The sequence below is a fragment of the Azonexus hydrophilus DSM 23864 genome, from assembly GCF_000429605.1.
GTDB classification, from domain to species: Bacteria; Pseudomonadota; Gammaproteobacteria; order Burkholderiales; family Rhodocyclaceae; genus Azonexus; species Azonexus hydrophilus.
In genome coordinates this window covers 337,209-354,467 of sequence record NZ_KE386925.1, presented here as the reverse complement: position 1 = coordinate 354,467, position 17,259 = coordinate 337,209, and the positions used below count along the sequence as shown (strand labels likewise).

17 protein-coding genes are annotated in these 17,259 nt (G+C 59.0%); 14 read left to right on the top strand and 3 right to left on the bottom strand.

Annotation, left to right across the window (positions count from 1 at the left end; genetic code table 11):
• Positions 1–123: 123 nt before the first annotated feature.
• Both rimO and G471_RS0112990 read left to right on the top strand, forming a co-directional pair.
• Positions 124–1,446, top strand: coding sequence for a 30S ribosomal protein S12 methylthiotransferase RimO (gene rimO / locus G471_RS0112995; protein WP_028995724.1), 1,323 nt, complete (start codon positions 124–126; stop codon positions 1,444–1,446).
• The gene (locus G471_RS0112990; RefSeq protein WP_425387157.1) at positions 1,421–2,836 is read left to right on the top strand and encodes an FAD-binding oxidoreductase; all 1,416 of its coding nucleotides are present in this window, start codon (positions 1,421–1,423) and stop codon (positions 2,834–2,836) included. The genes rimO and G471_RS0112990 overlap by 26 nt, the downstream gene beginning before the upstream one ends.
• Here the strand turns inward: G471_RS0112990 and G471_RS17650 are convergent.
• Complete coding sequence (locus G471_RS17650; protein WP_081700267.1) at positions 2,775–3,575, bottom strand: 4-hydroxy-tetrahydrodipicolinate reductase; 801 nt, start codon at positions 3,573–3,575, stop codon at positions 2,775–2,777. The genes G471_RS0112990 and G471_RS17650 overlap by 62 nt on opposite strands.
• 300 nt (positions 3,576–3,875) lie before the next feature.
• On the opposite strand from G471_RS17650, the gene G471_RS0112980 reads away from it, so the two are divergent.
• Positions 3,876–4,382: a MarR family winged helix-turn-helix transcriptional regulator gene (locus G471_RS0112980; protein ID WP_028995722.1), complete on the top strand. Its 507-nt coding sequence runs from the start codon at positions 3,876–3,878 to the stop codon at positions 4,380–4,382.
• 1 nt (position 4,383) lies between these two features.
• Entirely contained in the window at positions 4,384–4,881 is a 498-nt protein-coding gene (locus tag G471_RS18420; RefSeq protein WP_051295479.1) for an OmpA family protein, read from the top strand.
• Positions 4,882–4,887: 6 nt separating this feature from the next.
• On the opposite strand, the gene hslO is transcribed toward G471_RS18420, so the two are convergent.
• Both hslO and G471_RS0112965 read right to left on the bottom strand, forming a co-directional pair.
• A complete protein-coding gene (hslO, locus tag G471_RS0112970) occupies positions 4,888–5,760 on the bottom strand; it encodes an Hsp33 family molecular chaperone HslO (RefSeq protein WP_028995721.1) in 873 nt (290 codons plus the stop codon).
• Entirely contained in the window at positions 5,757–6,155 is a 399-nt protein-coding gene (locus G471_RS0112965) for an arsenate reductase (protein WP_081700265.1), read from the bottom strand. The genes hslO and G471_RS0112965 overlap by 4 nt, the downstream gene beginning before the upstream one ends.
• Positions 6,156–6,867: 712 nt before the next feature.
• On the opposite strand from G471_RS0112965, the gene G471_RS0112960 reads away from it, so the two are divergent.
• From G471_RS0112960 to cas2e, 10 genes are read left to right on the top strand one after another with little or no spacing between them, the layout of a single operon-like run.
• Complete coding sequence (locus G471_RS0112960) at positions 6,868–7,476, top strand: M15 family metallopeptidase (protein WP_028995719.1); 609 nt, start codon at positions 6,868–6,870, stop codon at positions 7,474–7,476.
• A 22-nt stretch (positions 7,477–7,498) separates the two neighbouring features.
• Positions 7,499–8,494, top strand: a complete 996-nt coding sequence (locus G471_RS0112955) for a helix-turn-helix transcriptional regulator (RefSeq protein WP_028995718.1) — start codon at positions 7,499–7,501, stop codon at positions 8,492–8,494.
• 36 nt (positions 8,495–8,530) lie between these two features.
• Complete coding sequence (locus G471_RS0112950; protein ID WP_028995717.1) at positions 8,531–11,128, top strand: CRISPR-associated helicase/endonuclease Cas3; 2,598 nt, start codon at positions 8,531–8,533, stop codon at positions 11,126–11,128.
• 20 nt (positions 11,129–11,148) lie between these two features.
• Positions 11,149–12,747 carry a CRISPR-associated protein Cse1 gene (locus G471_RS17640; RefSeq protein WP_043421762.1) on the top strand — a complete coding sequence of 533 codons (1,599 nt, stop codon included), beginning with the start codon at positions 11,149–11,151 and terminating at the stop codon, positions 12,745–12,747.
• Positions 12,734–13,318, top strand: a complete 585-nt coding sequence (gene casB, locus G471_RS0112935) for a type I-E CRISPR-associated protein Cse2/CasB (RefSeq protein WP_028995715.1) — start codon at positions 12,734–12,736, stop codon at positions 13,316–13,318. The genes G471_RS17640 and casB overlap by 14 nt, the downstream gene beginning before the upstream one ends.
• Before the next feature lie 21 nt (positions 13,319–13,339).
• Entirely contained in the window at positions 13,340–14,548 is a 1,209-nt protein-coding gene (gene cas7e, locus G471_RS0112930; protein ID WP_028995714.1) for a type I-E CRISPR-associated protein Cas7/Cse4/CasC, read from the top strand.
• 1 nt (position 14,549) lies between these two features.
• Complete coding sequence (cas5e, locus tag G471_RS18875) at positions 14,550–15,263, top strand: type I-E CRISPR-associated protein Cas5/CasD (protein ID WP_081700264.1); 714 nt, start codon at positions 14,550–14,552, stop codon at positions 15,261–15,263.
• Positions 15,260–15,997: a type I-E CRISPR-associated protein Cas6/Cse3/CasE gene (gene cas6e / locus G471_RS0112920; RefSeq protein ID WP_028995713.1), complete on the top strand. Its 738-nt coding sequence runs from the start codon at positions 15,260–15,262 to the stop codon at positions 15,995–15,997. The genes cas5e and cas6e overlap by 4 nt, the downstream gene beginning before the upstream one ends.
• Entirely contained in the window at positions 15,991–16,884 is an 894-nt protein-coding gene (gene cas1e, locus G471_RS0112915) for a type I-E CRISPR-associated endonuclease Cas1e (RefSeq protein WP_028995712.1), read from the top strand. Before cas6e ends, cas1e begins: the two co-directional genes overlap by 7 nt.
• A complete protein-coding gene (gene cas2e, locus G471_RS0112910) occupies positions 16,856–17,152 on the top strand; it encodes a type I-E CRISPR-associated endoribonuclease Cas2e (RefSeq protein ID WP_028995711.1) in 297 nt (98 codons plus the stop codon). Before cas1e ends, cas2e begins: the two co-directional genes overlap by 29 nt.
• The last annotated feature ends 107 nt before the right edge of the window (positions 17,153–17,259 follow it).

The window sequence follows — 17,259 nt, the reverse complement described above, 5'->3', positions numbered from 1 at the left end:
GCGGTTTGTGGCGGATTGCACAAAGCCGGCCGGGCACTTTTCGCGAATTCGGCAGTCTGTGCGCTTCCCCGCGTAAAATACGCGCTTTGCTCGCCGGCCGCGCCGGAAATCCTGGAAAACCGCATGACCTCATCACCGAAAGTGCCCACCGTTGGCTTTGTCAGCCTGGGCTGCCCGAAAGCCGGCTCCGACGCCGAACTCATCCTCACCCGCCTGCGCGCCGAAGGCTACGAGATTTCGCCTTCCTACGACGACTCCGATCTGGTCATCGTCAACACCTGCGGCTTCATCGACGCCGCCGTCGAGGAATCGCTCGACGCCATCGGCGAGGCCTTGAACGAGAACGGCAAGGTCATCGTCACCGGTTGCCTTGGCGCCAAGGGCGACATCGTCCAGACGACGCACCCATCGGTGCTCGCCGTCACCGGCCCGCACGCGATGGAAGAAGTGATGGGCCACGTGCACCAGCACCTGCCCAAGCCGCACGACCCGTATTCCGACCTGGTGCCGCCGCAGGGCATCCGCCTGACGCCGGAACACTACGCCTACCTGAAGATTTCCGAAGGCTGCAACCACAGCTGCACCTTCTGCATCATTCCCTCGCTGCGCGGCCCGCTGGTCTCGCGCCCGGTCGGCGACGTACTCGCCGAAGCCGAGAACCTGGCCCGGGCCGGTGTGAAAGAGATTCTGGTCATCTCGCAGGACACCAGCGCCTACGGCGTCGACCTCAAGTACCGCACCAGTTTCTGGGGCGGCAAGCCGGTGAAGAGCCGCTTGAAGGAACTGTGCGACGCGTTGTCGTCCTTCGGCATCTGGGTCCGCCTGCACTACGTCTACCCGTACCCGTCGGTCGACGACGTCATCCCGCTGATGGCCGAGGGCAAAATCCTGCCTTATCTCGACGTGCCCTTCCAGCACGCCAGCCCGAAGATTCTCAAGGCGATGAAGCGTCCGGCCTCGGCCGAGAACACGCTGGAGCGCATCGCCAAGTGGCGCGAAATCTGTCCGGAAATCGTCATCCGCTCGACTTTCATCACCGGCTTCCCGGGCGAGACCGACGAAGACTTCGACCAGTTGATCCAGTTCCTCGAAGACGCCAAGCTCGACCGCGTCGGCTGCTTTGCCTACTCGCCGGTCGAGGGCGCCACCGCCAACGAGATTCCCGGGCTGCCGCCGGAAAGCGTGCGCGAAGACCGCCGCAGCTGGCTGATGCGCGTGCAGGAAGACATCTCCGCCGACAAGCTGGCGGCGAAGATCGATACGGTGATCGAGGTGCTGGTCGACGAAGTCGATGAAGAAGGCACCATCGCCCGCTCCAAGGCCGACGCGCCGGAAATCGACGGGGTGGTTTACCTTGACGGCCATTTCGACGCCCAGCCCGGCGATTTCCTCAAGGTCCGCGTCATCGACGCCGACCACCATGACCTCTACGCCGAAGTTGTCTGACCTGGTCGGGCAACTGGCCGACATCGTCGGGGCGACCAACGTCCTCGTCGATGCGGCCGACACCGCGCCCTTCCTGACCGACTGGCGCGGCCGTTATCGTGGGGCGGCGCAATGCGTCGTTCGCCCCGGCAATACCGGCGAAGTGGCTGCCGTCGTTCGCGCCTGCGTCGAGGCCGGCGTGCCGATTGTGCCGCAGGGCGGCAATACCAGCCTGTGCGGCGCGGCGACGCCGGATGCGACGGGCAGGGCGGTGGTCGTCAGCCTCGGGCGCATGAACCGCATCCTGGCGCTCGATGCGCAGAACAACACGATCACCGTCGAGGCGGGTTGTCCGCTGGCGGCCATCCAGGAAGCCGCGCAGGCGGCCGACCGGCTGTTTCCGCTGGCGCTGGCGTCCGAAGGGACTTGCCAGATCGGCGGCAACCTGTCGACCAACGCCGGCGGCGTCCAGGTGCTGCGCTACGGCAACACGCGCGAACTGACGCTCGGCCTGCAGGTCGTGCTGCCCGGCGGCGAGGTCTGGGACGGCCTGCGCGGACTGCGCAAGGACAACACCGGCTACGACCTCAAGCACCTGTTCATCGGCGCCGAAGGCACGCTGGGCATCATCACCGCCGCCGTGCTGACGCTCTACCCGCTGCCGAAAACGCTGACCACCTGCTGGCTGAACATCGCCTCGCCGGCGGCGGCGGTCGAACTCCTGAATCAGGCCAAAAGCACGTTCGATGCGCAGCTGACGGCTTTCGAGCTGGTCTCGGAGGCCTCGCTGGCGCTGGTGCAGCAACACATTCCCGGGGCCAGTCGGCCGACGGCATCCAGCCCGTGGTATCTGCTGGCCGAGTTTGCCGATGCCGAGCCGGCGGCGGTCGAACGCTGGCTGGGCGAGCGTCTGGCCGATGGCTCGGTCAGCGACGGCGTGCTCGCCGCCAGCGCGGCCCAGGCGAAAAAGCTGTGGGCGCTGCGCGAGAACATTTCCGAAGCGCAGAAGATCGAAGGCGTCAGCATCAAGCACGACATCGCCGTGCCGGTGTCACGCATTCCCGAATTCCTGGCCCGCGCCGATGCCGCGCTGGCCGCGGCGTTTCCCGGCATCCGCGTGGTCGCCTTCGGCCATGTCGGCGACGGCAACCTGCATTACAACCTGTCCAAGCCGGATGCCCAGGACAACGCGCTGTTCCTCGCCTGCCAGGCCGAGGTCAATCGCATCGTCCACGACACGGTCCATGCCCTGAACGGCTCGATCTCCGCCGAGCACGGCATCGGCCAGTTGAAGCGCGAGGAAATCCTGCGCTACAAGTCGGCGACGGAAATTGATCTGATGCGGACGATCAGGACAGCACTCGATCCGCGCGGCTTGATGAATCCCGGGAAGCTGCCAGGGCCGCGTTGAGCGTTTCCTCGTTCTGCAGTTCGTCGCGGATCAGGCGCAGCAGCAGATTGTCCAGCGTGTAGAAACCCTTGTCACACTGCGCCAGTTGTTCGATGGCAAACGCCGCGCCGGTGCCGAAGGCCTCCCGCCGGATCGAATCGTGGATCAGCCGCACCGTCTGGTAGGGGAAACCGAAAATGACCTCGTGCCGGCCGACGATGCCGCCCAGTCGCAGGGAAGTGATATGGTCGCTCTCGACATCCAGCACCTCGGCGATGCGCCGTGCCGTGCCGGAAATTTCCGGCTTGTCGCGGAAATGCTGCTCGACGATCTCGACGTCGGCAAACGGCGCGATGCGGCGCAGGATTTTGGCCGCCAGCAGCAGGAAATTGATCCCCAGCGTGATGTTGGGCGACGACATCACGCGGATGTCGCGGCCCAGGCTGCGGATGTAATCCATCGTTTCCTCCGGGTAGCCGGAAATGGCGGTCACCACCATGATGCCGCGTTGGCGGACCGCTTCGCCGTAGAGGTGGATGGATGCGGCATCGGAAAAGTCGATGATGCCGTCGACCGGGTGCGTATCGAGCCAGCCGGGAAAGCTGTCCTTGTCCAGTCGGGTGACCGGGACATCGATATCCTCGGCCGGGGTGCCGGATCGCCGGGCGATCCAGCACAGTTCAAAACGCGGATCCTCGCGCAAGACGCTGGCCACTGCCTGGCCGGCTTTCCCATAACCAATGAGTCCGATTCTGGTCATATGTCCTCCCTAGTTGCTGTCGATGGGGCATCACCGCGACGGTATCGGCTGAAACCCTGGGGAACGCCAGTCACCAGCGGGTGCCGACGATTTATATATGCCCTGTCTGATTCGCCAGGCTGCCGCAGCATGGGTTGCCTGGTCTGGTGCGACGAGAAAGGAAAAAATGGGGGGATTTCCCCCCCTGAAATATCCTCGTCGAAAAGGAATGGGGTTATGACCTAAGTTACAACTCCATTGCTGGGCAATATAATTGAGCCTTGTGAATCGCGCAACATTATTTCGTCGGGAAGCAGAATATTGAAACAGCATGAACCCCCGCCAGGGCAGACGGCGCTTGATGTCCTGCAGCAATTTCGTCTGATTTACGGCTCCATGCGCCAGCACTTCCGGCTGGTCGAAGAGCGCTGCGGCATGTCCGGCTCGCAGATGTGGGTGCTGCAGGAAGTGCAGCGCACGCCTGAAATCGGTATCGGCGAACTGGCGGCGCGCCTGGGTATCCACCAATCGACCTGCAGTCTGCTGGTGGACAAGCTGGTCAGCAGCGAATGTCTGGAAAAGCGCAAACAGCAGCGCGATCAGCGACGGGTCGGCCTGGTCCTCGCCAAACGCGGGCGCGAAGCCCTGGCCGCCTTGCCGGGGCCGGCCGAAGGCATCCTGCCGGAGGCCTTGGCCGCCATTCCGCCGGTTGTCCTCAAAACATTGCAGATCAATCTGGATGAATTGTTGCGGCACCTGCCGGGCAAGGACGAGAACTACGCCAGCGTGCCGCTCGCCGACATGCTGGAAAAAACGGAGAAACCCTGAAATGCGGTATCTGGCAATTTCCCTGAGCCTCTTGCTGCTGGCCGGTTGTGCCAGCCAGGAGGTATTCGATGCACCTCAATCGGCGAAAGCCGAGCCCGCCAAACCGGCGCAGAGCAGCGAAAAGAAAGCGCGCGAGCCGAGCGAGGCCGAGATCATGGCCTCGATCAACACCGACAACAGCATCTTCTTCCCGCCGTCCGGCGTCACTGTCGATGAAGCCAGCAGGCAGCGCCTGCTCAGGCACGCCGCCCGTCTCAAGGAAACCCCCGGCCTCCAGGTGACCCTGGTCGGACATACCGATCATCTCGGCAGCCCATCCTACAACCTGGCAATTGCCGAGCAGCGCATCAACGCCGTGCAGGCGATCCTGCGCGCCCAGCGCATTCCGGTGACGCAGATCCGCCGTCAGGTCGTCGGCAGCGAGGAAGTTTCGATCAACTGCAAGTCGGCCGAATGCCGGCGCAAGATGCGCCGGGTCGAACTCGTCTTCAGCGAATAAAACCGCTCAGTGCAGCGACTGGCCGTCGAACAGGGCGGCCACGTCGGCCGGGCTGAAGCGGTAATCGCGATTGCAGATATCGTCGCGGATCAGGATTTCGCCATGCTCGGCCAGAATGGTCTCGGCGTCGGCGCGGCCCAGGCTGCGGATCATGTCGCGCACCTTGTCCCAATCCTCGGGGCAGTGATAAACCACGGTCTGCGGGTCGTAGAGGCGGATGCCGCGCGCCTCGATTTCGTCGTGGAACAGTCGGCCGAGCAGCGTTTCCGCATCCAGCTCCAGCAGTTCGCTGGTTTTCACCGTCGCCGCCAGTTGCGTGACGCGATCCCAGCCGTCGGCATCGTGCTGATCCGCCTGCGGCAGCTTCTGCAGGAACAGGCACACGGCCGCGCGCGGGCTGGCCGTGGTGAACAGGCGCGACGGCTGCTGCTCCGACTGCTCCAGGTAATGCTCGAAAATCTGCGCAATGCTGTCGCCGACCATCGGCACATAGCTCTGGTAGGGCTGGCGCGCCGTCGGCTGGTCCAGGCTCATCAGCAATTGCCCGCCCTGGTGGGCGCCGAGCAGTTCAGGCACCGGTGCCGGCAGCACCACCGGGTTGCTGCGTGCCATGCCGCGCATCTGCAATTGCTCGTTGCAATCCATCACCAGCAACTGGATCGGCCCGTTACCGCGCAACTGCAGCGTCAGCCGGCCCGGCTGCTTCAACTGCGCGGCGATCAGCGCCGTCACCGCCGCCGTCTCGCCCAGCAACTGCGCTACCGTCGGCTGGTAATCGCGGCCGGCCTGCATCTGCGTCCAGGCATCGCCCAGATGAACAATCGCCCCGCGAATGTCCAGCCCCTCGAAAATGAAGCGACGAACCGTACTCACGCTCATTTCAGCTTTTCCGCATAAATTTCCGGCGCAAAGCCGACCAGCAGGGCATTCCCGACATCCAGCACCGGCCGCTTGATCAGCGCCGGATACTGCGCCATCAAGGCCAGCGCCTTGGCCTCATCCACATCGGTCCGCTCGGCGTCGCTCAGCTTCTTCCACATCAGGCCGCGCTTGTTGAGCAAAACCTCCCAACCCGCCCGCGCCGCCCAATCCGGCAAATTCGCTGCGGCCACACCGGCCTTCTTGTAATCGATGAATTCGTAAGCGATCCCGTTCTCCGTCAGCCAGGTCATGGCTTTCTTCATGGTGTCGCAGTTCTTGATTCCCCACAGGGTTACACGATATGGGTTTTCTTTGGTGCTGGTGGAAGGGGAGTTTTGGGTGTCTTTTTCCATATTTGGTGCTTTAGGCTGTGGGGCGCCAATGATCTACGAGAGGAATTTGAGAGCCATGTTAGGCCTCATTCGAAGCAGTATTTTCCCTTCTGCAATGAAACCAAACCAAATATACGGCTAATAGGATGCAGGGGAGAGAAAATGGAACCGAAAAAATCCATGACACGGCCAAACTGGTGCCGAAGTCTTCAAGGCTTTTTACACTGACAGGTGACCAAGTCAGGCTGACTAAGCCTGCAACGGTTCCGAGAGCAGGCCAAAAGCGACTAACTTTTCGATCTTTGATCCATCCATAAGTCATTACAAAATGAGCTAGCCAAGCAAACATCATTATCGAAAAAAGATAACCGTGCTCGGTAGCAAGACCAAATGGGGCTATCAAAGAATAGCCTGAAAGGATGTAGCAGGCTATCGCGATCAATATGCGGTGCGGGAGATACATGATTCCCATATTTAATATCGTTACTCAGTTCTTGATGCCGTACATGACCGGCGGGCAGGGGGTTTTATCGTTCATCAGCACTTATCCGGAACCGCGGGCCAGGCCCGCAACAAGCCGCAATGATAGCAGCCCGGGCGGGCGAGCAATCCTCACGACAGCGCGCTAAATAGGCAGGAAATTTTCTCAGGCCGATGGCATCATGACAGACGATTTCGATCGCTTCTGAAGCGTTGCCGAGCAAGTCCATTTCACTGCGGGAGGCGCCGTAAAATGAAAATCGAGGAAATGATTCGCGAAGTCCAGCAGGCGCTCAAGGTGAGGGTGGACGGATCGGCCGGCCCGGAAACCTGGGGTGCCATCCACGCTTTTATCGTCAAGCCGCAGCTGGCAAAGCCTGCCGATGATGTGGCCGTCTCTCAGGTCGACCCGCGTAGCGAGAAATGCATCGCCACGCTCTTGCCCGAAGTCCAGCCCATGGCCCGAGCGCTGGTCCACAAAGCCGCCCAGCACGGCATCTGCATCAAGGTGATCAGCGGTACCCGCACTTACGCCGAGCAGGATGCTCTCTACGCCCAAGGGCGCACCGCGCCGGGTCCGAAAATCACCAATGCGCGCGCGGGCCAATCCAATCACAACTTCGGCATCGCTTTCGACATCGGCGTTTTCGAGGGCAACCGCTACCTCCCTGAATCACCGAAATACAAGGCCGTCGGCGCCCTGGGCATGGATATCGGCCTGGAGTGGGGCGGCAGTTGGAAAACCATTGTCGACCAGCCGCACTTCCAGTTGCGTCCGGATTGGGCGCTTGGTCTGCGCGAGCGCGAAATGCTCGCCGAACTCCGGCGCCGGCAAGCGGCGGGAATGGCATATTTTGCTTGAGTCATAAATAAAGGAAGCCAGTTTGGCGAGAACCGAGCGTTACCAACAAATCCGCAGTCTGCTCATGGCCCGTCGCAGCGTCAGCCTGCGCGAACTGATGGCGCACTTCGAAGTATCACGGTCAACCATTTTTCGGGATATGACCTTCCTTCGTGAACGCCTTGGCATGCCGGTCGAACTTGACCGAGAAATCGGCGCTTACCGTTTGCTCGCCGCCGACGACAGTGCAGAACTGCCCGGCATCTGGCTCAGCGCCGATGAAATCCATGCCTTGCTCAGCATGCAGTACCTGCTGGAAAACATCGACACCAGCGGCATTCTGAGCGGGCAACTACAACCCATGCGGCGGCGCCTGCTCGACATGCTCGGTGCCGGCAGCCACACCGCCGAGGAAATCGCCCGGCGCATCCGCATCATCGCCGCTACGCCGCGCCGTTGTCAGGCCGAAAATTTCCAGACCGTTGCCGATGCGCTGCTCGCCCGACGCCGCCTGGAAATCCGCTACCGCGCCCGCGCCAGTTCCGCCACGACAAGCCGCGAAATCTCTCCGCAACGTCTCACGCACTACCGCGACAACTGGTATCTCGACGCCTGGTGCCACACCCGACAAGCGCTGCGCAGCTTCGCCGTCGACGCCATCGAAAAGGCAAAGACCCTCGCCACCCCGGCCCAGGACATCGCCGACAGCGAACTCGACCGCCAGCTCGCCGCCGGCTACGGCATCTTCGCCGGCAGCGACGTGCGCTGGGCGCGCCTGCGCTTCTCCGCCATGCGCGCCCGCTGGGTCGCCGGCGAACAATGGCACCCGCAACAGCAAGGCCAACTCCTCCCCGATGGCCGCTACGAACTGCGCCTGCCCTACAGCGCCGACCCGGAACTGCTCATGGACATCCTCAAATACGGCCCGGATTGCGAGGTCCTCGAACCCGAAACCCTTCGCCAGCGGGTGATCGGGCTGCTGGAGGAGGCGAGGGCGAAATATCGGGGAGTCGCAGATGGTGAGACTGGGGGCGGGTAGGCTTTGGATTAGTGGCTGTCGTGAAAGCGGGTAATCATGTCAATGAATGAATTTCGGGCATTTGGAAAGCTGTCATTTGATGCCGATGGACAAATTGTTGCTTGGCATTTTCTTGTTGACCACATGATCGATGTGGCAGCTTGCTTTACCCGGCTAGCCCAGTGTAGATCAATACGCCGCGCCCTCGAACGATGCGCGGGCATAAAGCTGACCGAGCAGGATATTGCCCGCCTTGCCGTGCTGGCATTCCTGCACGACATCGGTAAGGCAAATAGCGGTTTTCAGGCCAAACGCTGGAAGACAAAAATTCCTCCAAGTTGGCCTGTGCAGATTACGGCAGGGCATGGCGTTGAGGCCGTCAAATTATTCCAGGTCGCGACATCGGCCGAGGCTATCGAGCCTTTGATTGAAAAAATCTGTACTTGGGGTGATGCGGTCGATTCATTGTTGACTGCGAGCATCAGCCATCACGGACGGCCGATCAAGGATAGCCCTGGTGTCAGTTCGAGCATCTGGAAATCCCATGAAGGGAAATACGACCCTGCTGTTGTACTGAAAGAAATTGCGTACCGCGCGCCAGAGCTTTACCCAAGCGCCTTTGATGTCGGCGGTCAGGCATTGCCGCACGCTCCAAGTTTCGGGCACCTGTTTGCTGGACTGGTTCAGTTGGCTGACTGGCTGGGATCGGATACACGCTTTTTCGAGTTTTCCGAAGCAGGCGAGAATCGCGCAGAAACCGCAGCATCCATGGCTGATAAGGCCATCACCAGCCTGGGACTGGATAGCGACAATTGGCGCGCCAAACTCGTTGCCTTAGCGCCAAGCTTTGCTGATGTTTTCGGCGGTTTCGATCCCCGTCCTGTCCAGGCAGCGATGAGCGATGATTCCCTCGGTCCTTTGGTCATCCTCGAATCAGAAACTGGCAGTGGCAAAACCGAAGCGGCGCTGTGGCGTTATGTTCATCTTTTCCGCTCTGGTTTGGTGGATAGCCTCTACTTCGCCTTGCCTACACGGGTAGCGGCGACCCAGCTTTATCAACGGGTGCAGGACACCCTGAAACGCTTGTGGCCGGAAAATCCACCCCTCGCTTTACGCGCGCTACCGGGCTACGTCGCTGCCGATGGCGAAGAGATAAAGGCCATGGCGAATTTCGAGGTTTTCTGGAACGACTCGCCCGACGATCAGAAGGCGCACCAACGCTGGGCCGCGGAAAACTCCAAGCGTTTCCTTGCCGCGCCGGTCGCGGTTGGCACCATTGACCAGGCGCTATTGGGCGCCCTGCAAGTTCGTCATGCGCATCTACGCCATGCAACACTTGCCCGCAGCCTGCTGGTCGTGGATGAGGTTCACGCTTCTGATGCCTACATGACGGTACTGCTGGAACGTTTGCTGAAAGCGCATCTGGGTTGTGGTGGGCATGCCTTGCTGTTGTCGGCCACGCTGGGTTCTAGCGCACGCAGTCGCTATTTGGCCTTGGCACCGACCGGGCGGTCAGGTTTGATCCCGAACATGTCGTTCGAGCAGGCTTGTGCCGTGCCGTATCCGGCAATTTCAGATCGTCATGGCATTCGGGCCATACCCGGAACAGGGCGCTCAAAGCGAGTGAATTGGAGCTCTCGTGACTGCATCGCAGCCCCTGAGAAAATCGCGCAATTGGCCATTGAGGCCGCTGCGCAAGGCGCCAAGGTGCTGATTATCCGCAACACGGTCCCGGCTGCTGTGGCCACGCTGAACGCACTGGAAAAGCAAGTTCCCGATCTGGCATGGCTGTTCAGCGTCAAAGGTGTGAGAACGCTGCACCACAGCCGTTTCAGCCGTCAGGATAGACCGGAACTTGATGCCGCCATCGAGCAGCAGCTAGGTAAAGCTCGGCCGGCAGGCCCCTTGATCGTTGTCGGTACCCAGACGCTGGAACAAAGCCTGGACATTGACGCCGATTTCCTTATCACCGATTTGTGCCCGATGGATGTGCTGTTGCAGCGGCTTGGGCGTTTGCACCGGCATGAAAACGAACGCCCGGAAGCTTTTCGCAAAGCCCAGGCCATTGTGCTGACGCCAGCAGGAAATGACCTCTCGCCCATGCTCGCCCGACCACAACATGGCTTGGGCCGTTTCCATAACGGTGGCGGGGTATATGCCGACCTGAGCATTCTTGAAGCAACGCGACGACTGCTGCTCGAAAAGCCGGAGGTTGTGATTCCTGAGGACAATCGCTATCTCGTTGAGGCGGCAACTCACCCGGACAAATTGCGCGCACTGGAAACGCAATTGGGTGAGGCTTGGCAAGGGCTGGCCCAGAAAATCGAGGGAGACACGGGGGCTCAGAAAGCCTTGGGCTATCTGCATTCACTGGACATCGAGCAGGCGTTTGGCGAAGTCGAGTTTCCTCACGATGTGCAAGTCGCAACGCGTCTGGGTGCGCAAGACAGAGTGGCACGCTTTTCTGACGTGATCGGCCCCTTTGGTTTTCCGCTCAAGGAACTGCCGATACGACATTACCTGTTGCCGAAGGATTTGCCGCTCGATGCCGAGCCAGATGCAGCGCCCGGCCAGGACGATTGCATTACATTTCGTTTGGGCTCTGCTTCTTTTCGCTATAGCCGCTTGGGGCTTGAACGCCTCAAGGATGAATGAAAACCGCCGGAGGATACGCCGTGACACTACGCTACAACCTGCTGGATGATCCATTGATCCGAGCTCGCCTGGTTGCCGATGGGCAGCCCAAGTCTTTCAGTCTGCCGGCTTTGTTTGTTGCCTTGGCAAACGATGAAGTACGCGACTTCCCCGCATTACGCCCACACCAGCGCCACCCATGGCACGCCTTTCTGGTTCAGCTCGCGGCGATGGCTATGCACCGGGCGGATCGAGAGGAGGTATTTGATACCGAGTCAGCTTGGAAAGAGGCATTGTTGGGACTGACGCCAGACGATCCGGACGGCGCTGCCTGGTGCCTGATTTCGCCACATGACCGGCCGGCTTTCATGCAGGCGCCGGTGCCGGGCGGGAGGGTTGATGGATGGACCGATGACAGTCCATCACCAGACAGTATTGATGTATTGGTTACATCAAAAAATCACGACTTGAAACAAGAGCGCATTCGTTTGTCGAAGGCGGATGACTGGATCTATGGCTTGGTTAGTCTCCAAACGCAAGCACCATTTCCGGGCGCGGGGAATTACGGGATAGCAAGGATGAATGGAGGCTCATCTAGCCGCCCAGGGCTTGGTGTTGTCTTATGTAAAGGGTTTGGAAACCGATGGAAACGAGATGTTGCGATTGCTGTGCAACATCGCCAAGAGCTTCTTAAGCTTGGCTACAAAGAGCGGGATGGAATCGAACTTCTCTGGTTAATTCCGTGGGATGGAGAAAAGGCTTTTTCATTTTCTCAACTCGACCCATTTTTTATCGAAATCTGCCGAAGAGTTCGCTTGATAGAGATTCCTGCTGGAATCCGGGCGCTAAGAACCACTACAAAAGGACCGCGAATTTCTAAAGATGAGGCCAAAGCTCGAAAAGGAAATACCGGCGATCTTTGGACTCCCGTTCATGCTGTAGAGGGGAAATCTCTAGGTGTATCTGCTTCTGGGTTTAACTATAAGCGACTGGCTGAATTGGCTTATGGTTCGGAGTTCAAGAAACCGCCTGCGCAGATAATCGGTACGACTGAAATTGCCGGACAAATCGAACTCGTGGCCCAATCGATTGCTGGCGGACAGAGTACAACCGATGGGTATCACGAGCGTCGCATTCCCATATCACCGACCGTACGAAGATTGCTCTTGGATAGGCAAACAAACCGCCTTGCTAGTGTTGCAAAAGAGCGAGTTTATGCTGTCGGACAATTGGCATTTTTGCTAAGAAATTCGATATTGGTCCTCCTTGATGGAGGGAAAACCAGAAATAATCCCCGGGATATACCGGAAAGCCTTAGCAAAAAGGCTGCTTACTTAGCGGCGGCTTTTGAAGAACTCGAAGATGCCCGTTTCTTCAGTGCGTTAAATAATGAAATCGAGTCAGATCAACCAGAAACCGAGCATTTGAACTGGTTGCTCTCCATGGTTTCTTCCGCCGAAACCATTTTGAAACGTGCCTTTGCCGCCGGACCACAGTGCGGTGAGCAACGCTATCGCGCCCAAGCGGCTGCGCTGTCCCGTTTTCATGCCGGTTTGCGCAGCACCAAAACCCTACCCGCACTTGCCGAGTACTACCGCCAACAATCCACCAACAAGGAGCTTGCCCATGAGCATCCATGATGCCGATTCATCGGAATTACCTTTGCCCGAGGTGAGTGCTGCCCCAAGGCAGGAAAGTCCGCTCGCGAAACTCGCTCAGATCATTACCCAGGCTGCACGTTTCAAAGGCGATGCGCATGGCCTGGATAACGGCGAACGGGCGGCGCTGGCCCGACTCGATCCGGACGCGGAGTTGCGCCCCCATCAGATTGCGGCGCTTTCGCGGGCTTTGGTGTATGCCGGTTTTTCACCCGAGACCTGGCAACCTGAGACCTGGCAACGCTGGGGAACGATTGCGCATGGCATGGCGCTGGCAGGCCACGATGCAAGCCAAAGGCTGGGAAAACAACTCAGTGACGCGGATGTTTCCGAATCGCGTGTTACCAAGCTGCTGACCGCCCGAGGCGATGCTTTCCGCCAGCTTCTTCCCCGCCTGCTTCGCCTGCTCGCAAGCAAGGGTAAAGCGCCGAACTGGTTCGATCTGGGCGATCTGGTGCTTCATCAGGGGCGCGATGAAGAGACCGCCGAAGCCACACGACTACGAATTGCTGGCAGTTACTTTTCTGCCGAAGCCAAGAAACCGAAGCACTAATTCACTTATTGGAGCCTGATCATGCAAATCCCGCGCTTTATTCAAATTCACACCCTGCACACTTACCCGGCCGCGCTGCTGAACCGTGACGATGCCGGTCTCGCCAAGCGCCTTCCCTTGGGGGATGCCGTTCGCACCCGGATTTCCTCGCAATGTTTGAAACGTCATTGGCGGCATACAGACGATCATTTTTCGCTTTCGAAATTGGGCTTCCCCCTAGAGGAACGGTCCGCATATTTTCTGCACACTATTCGGACAAGATTGGAACAAGAAGGGATTTCGACCGATTTAGCCGAAGCCGCCACCTCGGGCTTATGTGATGGATTAGGGCTGAATCGCGACAAAAAGAAAAAGGATAAATTCAAGACCAGTGAAGTGCTATTGCTCGGAGTGAGTGAATTCAATTACCTCCTGTCAATTTGTCTTGAGCTGGCCAGAAGCTGTGCAGATGAAAAGGAATTGAGCCAAGCGGTTAAGGAAAAAATCTCCGGGAAGGCGCCTAAGGGTGAAAAATCAGTAAAGGAGAATTTGGAAGTCATGATGAAGCAGAGCGGCTTGGTTTCAGCTTTGTTCGGCCGTATGGTGACATCCGATGTTCTTGCAGACCGTGATGCTGCAATCTATGTGGCACATTCTTTTACGGTGCATAAAGCGCAGGTCGAGAATGATTACTTCACTGTGGTTGACGATCTGATGCCTGGTCTTGAAGAGCAAGGATCGGGGGGTATCTTCGACACCGAACTCGCGTCAGGTCTTTACTATGGTTATGTCGTCGTGGATGTTCCTCAACTGATTGCAAATCTGGAGGGGATTGACATCAATCAATGCTTTGCCAGTGCTACTCCTTCTGAACGCCGAGAGTTGGCAGGGCGAGTCGTTCAGCATTTGCTTCACCTCATTGCCACGGTTAGTCCGGGCGCTAAACGCGGCTCGACAGCACCCTTCGATTGGGCGAAGTTCATGCTGGTGGAAGCAGGCGACTGGCAACCGCGCAGCTTGGCCGCAGCCTTTCACAACGCCTTGTCTCTGGACGACAACAGCGCGCCCATTCGGCAGCGGGCGGTGGGCAAGCTGACTGCGGAAATTGCCGCCATGGATGATGCCTACGGCGCACCGCTGGCTCGTCGTTTCCTGTCTGTTGATCCCGTCAGTGTGCCGGGCGCCGAGCGCCTGAACCTGAACCAATTGGCCGATTGGGCGAAGGGAATTATCGAGCAAGGGGCTTGCTGACATGCCACGCCATCTTTTGATGCGCCTGGAAGCTCCGTTGATCGCCTTCGGTGGGGAAACCATCGATAACTATGGCGTGATCCGGGATTTTCCTGCGCTTTCCATGGTGACGGGGTTGCTGGCAAATGCCTTGGGCTATCGGCGTGAAGAAAGCAAACTCCATGCTCGCTTGCAAAGCCGTTTGGTGGTTGGTGCCAGACTCGACAGCGAGATTCAGCGCCTCACGGATTTTCAGACGGCGCAGTTGGGGGCGGCTGACAAAGGGTGGACAACCTGGGGCGCGCCGGAAGAGCGACGTGGTGGGGCTGGATCATACAATTCACCGCACCTTCGTTACCGTGATTACCACGCCAGCCTGAACGTTCTTGTCGCACTACGTCTTGAGCCAGCGGCAGAGACCCCAACACTGGATGATCTTGCGCAAGCACTTGATCACCCGGCGCGCCCATTGTTCATCGGCCGGAAATCTTGCCTGCCCAGTCGGCGAGTGTTTGCCGGTTGGCAGGATGCAACGAATATTCTTGAAGCCCTAAAAGCCGTTCCATTTCCCGAGAGACCCATCGGTTTGCGCTTGCAATGGCCGGATGGCGAGGGCGTTCTGGCTGGTGATCGCGTTCTGGATTTGTGCGATGAGCGTAATTGGTCCTGCGGTGTTCACGGTGGGTGGCGGCCCGTACGGGAAGGGGTATTTGATGCGCCGGGAGTGACAACATGACTTTTCAGTTATTGCGTTTGCAACCGGACCCGGCAGCGTTGGCGCCGTGGGCCACGCGTCATGGTTTGCTGTCACCGGATGGTGATTTCGGCTATGCGCTGCACGCCCTGCTTTGTTCCGCATTCGGCGATCTGGCGCCGAAGCCTTTCCATTATCTGGGAGGGCGGCAGGGCTTGCTGGCTTACACCTCAGCCGACCTGGAAAGCTTGCGTTTGAACGCCGCACTGGCGACTCCGGATGTGGCCCGCGCCTTGGGGCTTGATGCGCTGGATGCGCGCCCATTCCCCAACGCTTGGAAAACGGGACAGCGCTTGGGCTTTGAGTTAAGGGTTCGTCCGGTCGTGCGTAGTAAGGAAGGCGGGGAGCGCGATGCCTTCCTGCACGCCATAAATCCTGCGGTCGACAGTGAAAAAGACGCAAAAAATGGAAGCTTGGCTGAGCGAACAGCGGTTTATACGGACTGGTTGGTCAAGCAACTAGCTGTCGATGGTGCTGCCGAAATTGTCGAGACCCGGATGGAATCGTTCAAGCTCACGCGTGTATTGCGCAAAACCGGGAACGGTGACAACGGCAAACGAAAAACTGCCAGCATTAGCGGGCCGGATGTTGTTTTCAAGGGGCAGTTGCTGGTCGGTGATCCCGAAGCATTCAACCGTCTGTTAGCCAGAGGAGTGGGGCGACATCGCGCTTTCGGTTTTGGCATGTTGTTGCTCAGGCCGGCCAGCGCATGCTGAAAGGGCGACTCGGGCTGGAAACGGCCCGCGTTCCCCATGCGGATCGACATGGGCTGATCTGGCTGGAACGCGGTGAACTTTGCGTGATTGATGGCTGCCTGCATTTCATGGCAGGCAAGGATTCGCTGACACCCCATGTGCTGCAGATACCGCATCAGGCTGTTTCGATGATCCTGCTCGGGCCGGGCAGTAGCGTGACGCATGACGCCCTGCGCCTGCTGGCAAGACACGGAACCCTGATGGCGGCTGTCGGGCAGGATGGGGTTCGCACTTACACGGCGCCGCCACTGCTGCCGGATCGCTCGGACGTGGCTCGTCGTCAGGCCGAGCTATGGGGGAGTCCTCGTCGCCGCGTCAGCGTTGCTCGGCACATGTATGCCTTGCGCTTGGGCGAAATCCTGCCGCATCGTGATCTGGATACACTGCGCGGCATCGAGGGCGCGCGGGTAAAGGCGATTTATCGTTTGATGGCGGATAAATACGGTATTCCCTGGGACGGGCGGCATTACGACAGAAATAATCCAGAGGCCACGGATATACCGAATCAGGCGATCAACCATGCGGCTACGGCGGTTCAGGGGGCCGCCGCTATCGCCGTTCAGTCGCTGGCAGCAATTCCACAGCTAGGCTTTATCCACGAGGATTCCGGGCAGGCGTTTGTGCTGGACATTGCCGATTTGTTTCGCGACACGATCACGCTGCAAATTGCTTTCTCGGTGGCAAAAAAGGCGATCAACGGCGACCAAACCAGTATCGACCGCCTGGTCAGACGCGAGGCGTCTACGGTGTTTCGGAAGCAGGATGTCATTGCCAGCATGATCGACAAGATCAAACAGGTATTGCGGACGGAGGAAAGCGATGGCGCTGGTAGTGATAGTGACGCGTGATGTGCCTTATCGGTTTCGTGGGTTTCTGGCATCGGTCATGTTGGAAATTGCGCCGACGGTCTACATCTCGCCCCGAATGAATCCTGGCGTGAGGTCGAGAGCCTGGGAGACCTTGGAGAGCTGGTTTTCGGCCGAGCCTCAAGGAAGCGTTGTCATGGTCTGGCGGGATATGAATGAAACCGGTGGGGTTGGCATCAAGACCTTGGGTGAGCCTCCAAGAGAACTCGTAGAGGTAGATGGCCTTTGGCTGGTTAAACGAATGTTGTAGAGTGCTCTTTAAAAATTCGAATCACTTTTGATGTTTTCTTTTGTAGATCATAGGGCTATCTACAAGAGGTTCCCCCGCGTTCGCGGGGATAGGCCAGTTTCAGAACT

Bases quoted from the DNA above. Each gene is read 5' to 3' on its own strand.
- rimO (WP_028995724.1), top strand. From the start codon at position 124: ATGACCTCATCACCGAAAGTGCCCACCGTTGGCTTTGTCAGCCTGGGC.
- G471_RS0112990 (WP_425387157.1), top strand. From the start codon at position 1,421: ATGACCTCTACGCCGAAGTTGTCTGACCTGGTCGGGCAACTGGCCGAC.
- G471_RS17650 (WP_081700267.1), bottom strand. From the start codon at position 3,575: ATGACCAGAATCGGACTCATTGGTTATGGGAAAGCCGGCCAGGCAGTG.
- G471_RS18420 (WP_051295479.1), top strand. From the start codon at position 4,384: ATGCGGTATCTGGCAATTTCCCTGAGCCTCTTGCTGCTGGCCGGTTGT.
- hslO (WP_028995721.1), bottom strand. From the start codon at position 5,760: ATGAGCGTGAGTACGGTTCGTCGCTTCATTTTCGAGGGGCTGGACATT.
- G471_RS0112965 (WP_081700265.1), bottom strand. From the start codon at position 6,155: ATGGAAAAAGACACCCAAAACTCCCCTTCCACCAGCACCAAAGAAAAC.
- G471_RS0112960 (WP_028995719.1), top strand. From the start codon at position 6,868: ATGAAAATCGAGGAAATGATTCGCGAAGTCCAGCAGGCGCTCAAGGTG.
- G471_RS0112950 (WP_028995717.1), top strand. From the start codon at position 8,531: ATGTCAATGAATGAATTTCGGGCATTTGGAAAGCTGTCATTTGATGCC.
- casB (WP_028995715.1), top strand. From the start codon at position 12,734: ATGAGCATCCATGATGCCGATTCATCGGAATTACCTTTGCCCGAGGTG.
- cas7e (WP_028995714.1), top strand. From the start codon at position 13,340: ATGCAAATCCCGCGCTTTATTCAAATTCACACCCTGCACACTTACCCG.
- cas5e (WP_081700264.1), top strand. From the start codon at position 14,550: ATGCCACGCCATCTTTTGATGCGCCTGGAAGCTCCGTTGATCGCCTTC.
- cas6e (WP_028995713.1), top strand. From the start codon at position 15,260: ATGACTTTTCAGTTATTGCGTTTGCAACCGGACCCGGCAGCGTTGGCG.
- cas1e (WP_028995712.1), top strand. From the start codon at position 15,991: ATGCTGAAAGGGCGACTCGGGCTGGAAACGGCCCGCGTTCCCCATGCG.
- cas2e (WP_028995711.1), top strand. From the start codon at position 16,856: ATGGCGCTGGTAGTGATAGTGACGCGTGATGTGCCTTATCGGTTTCGT.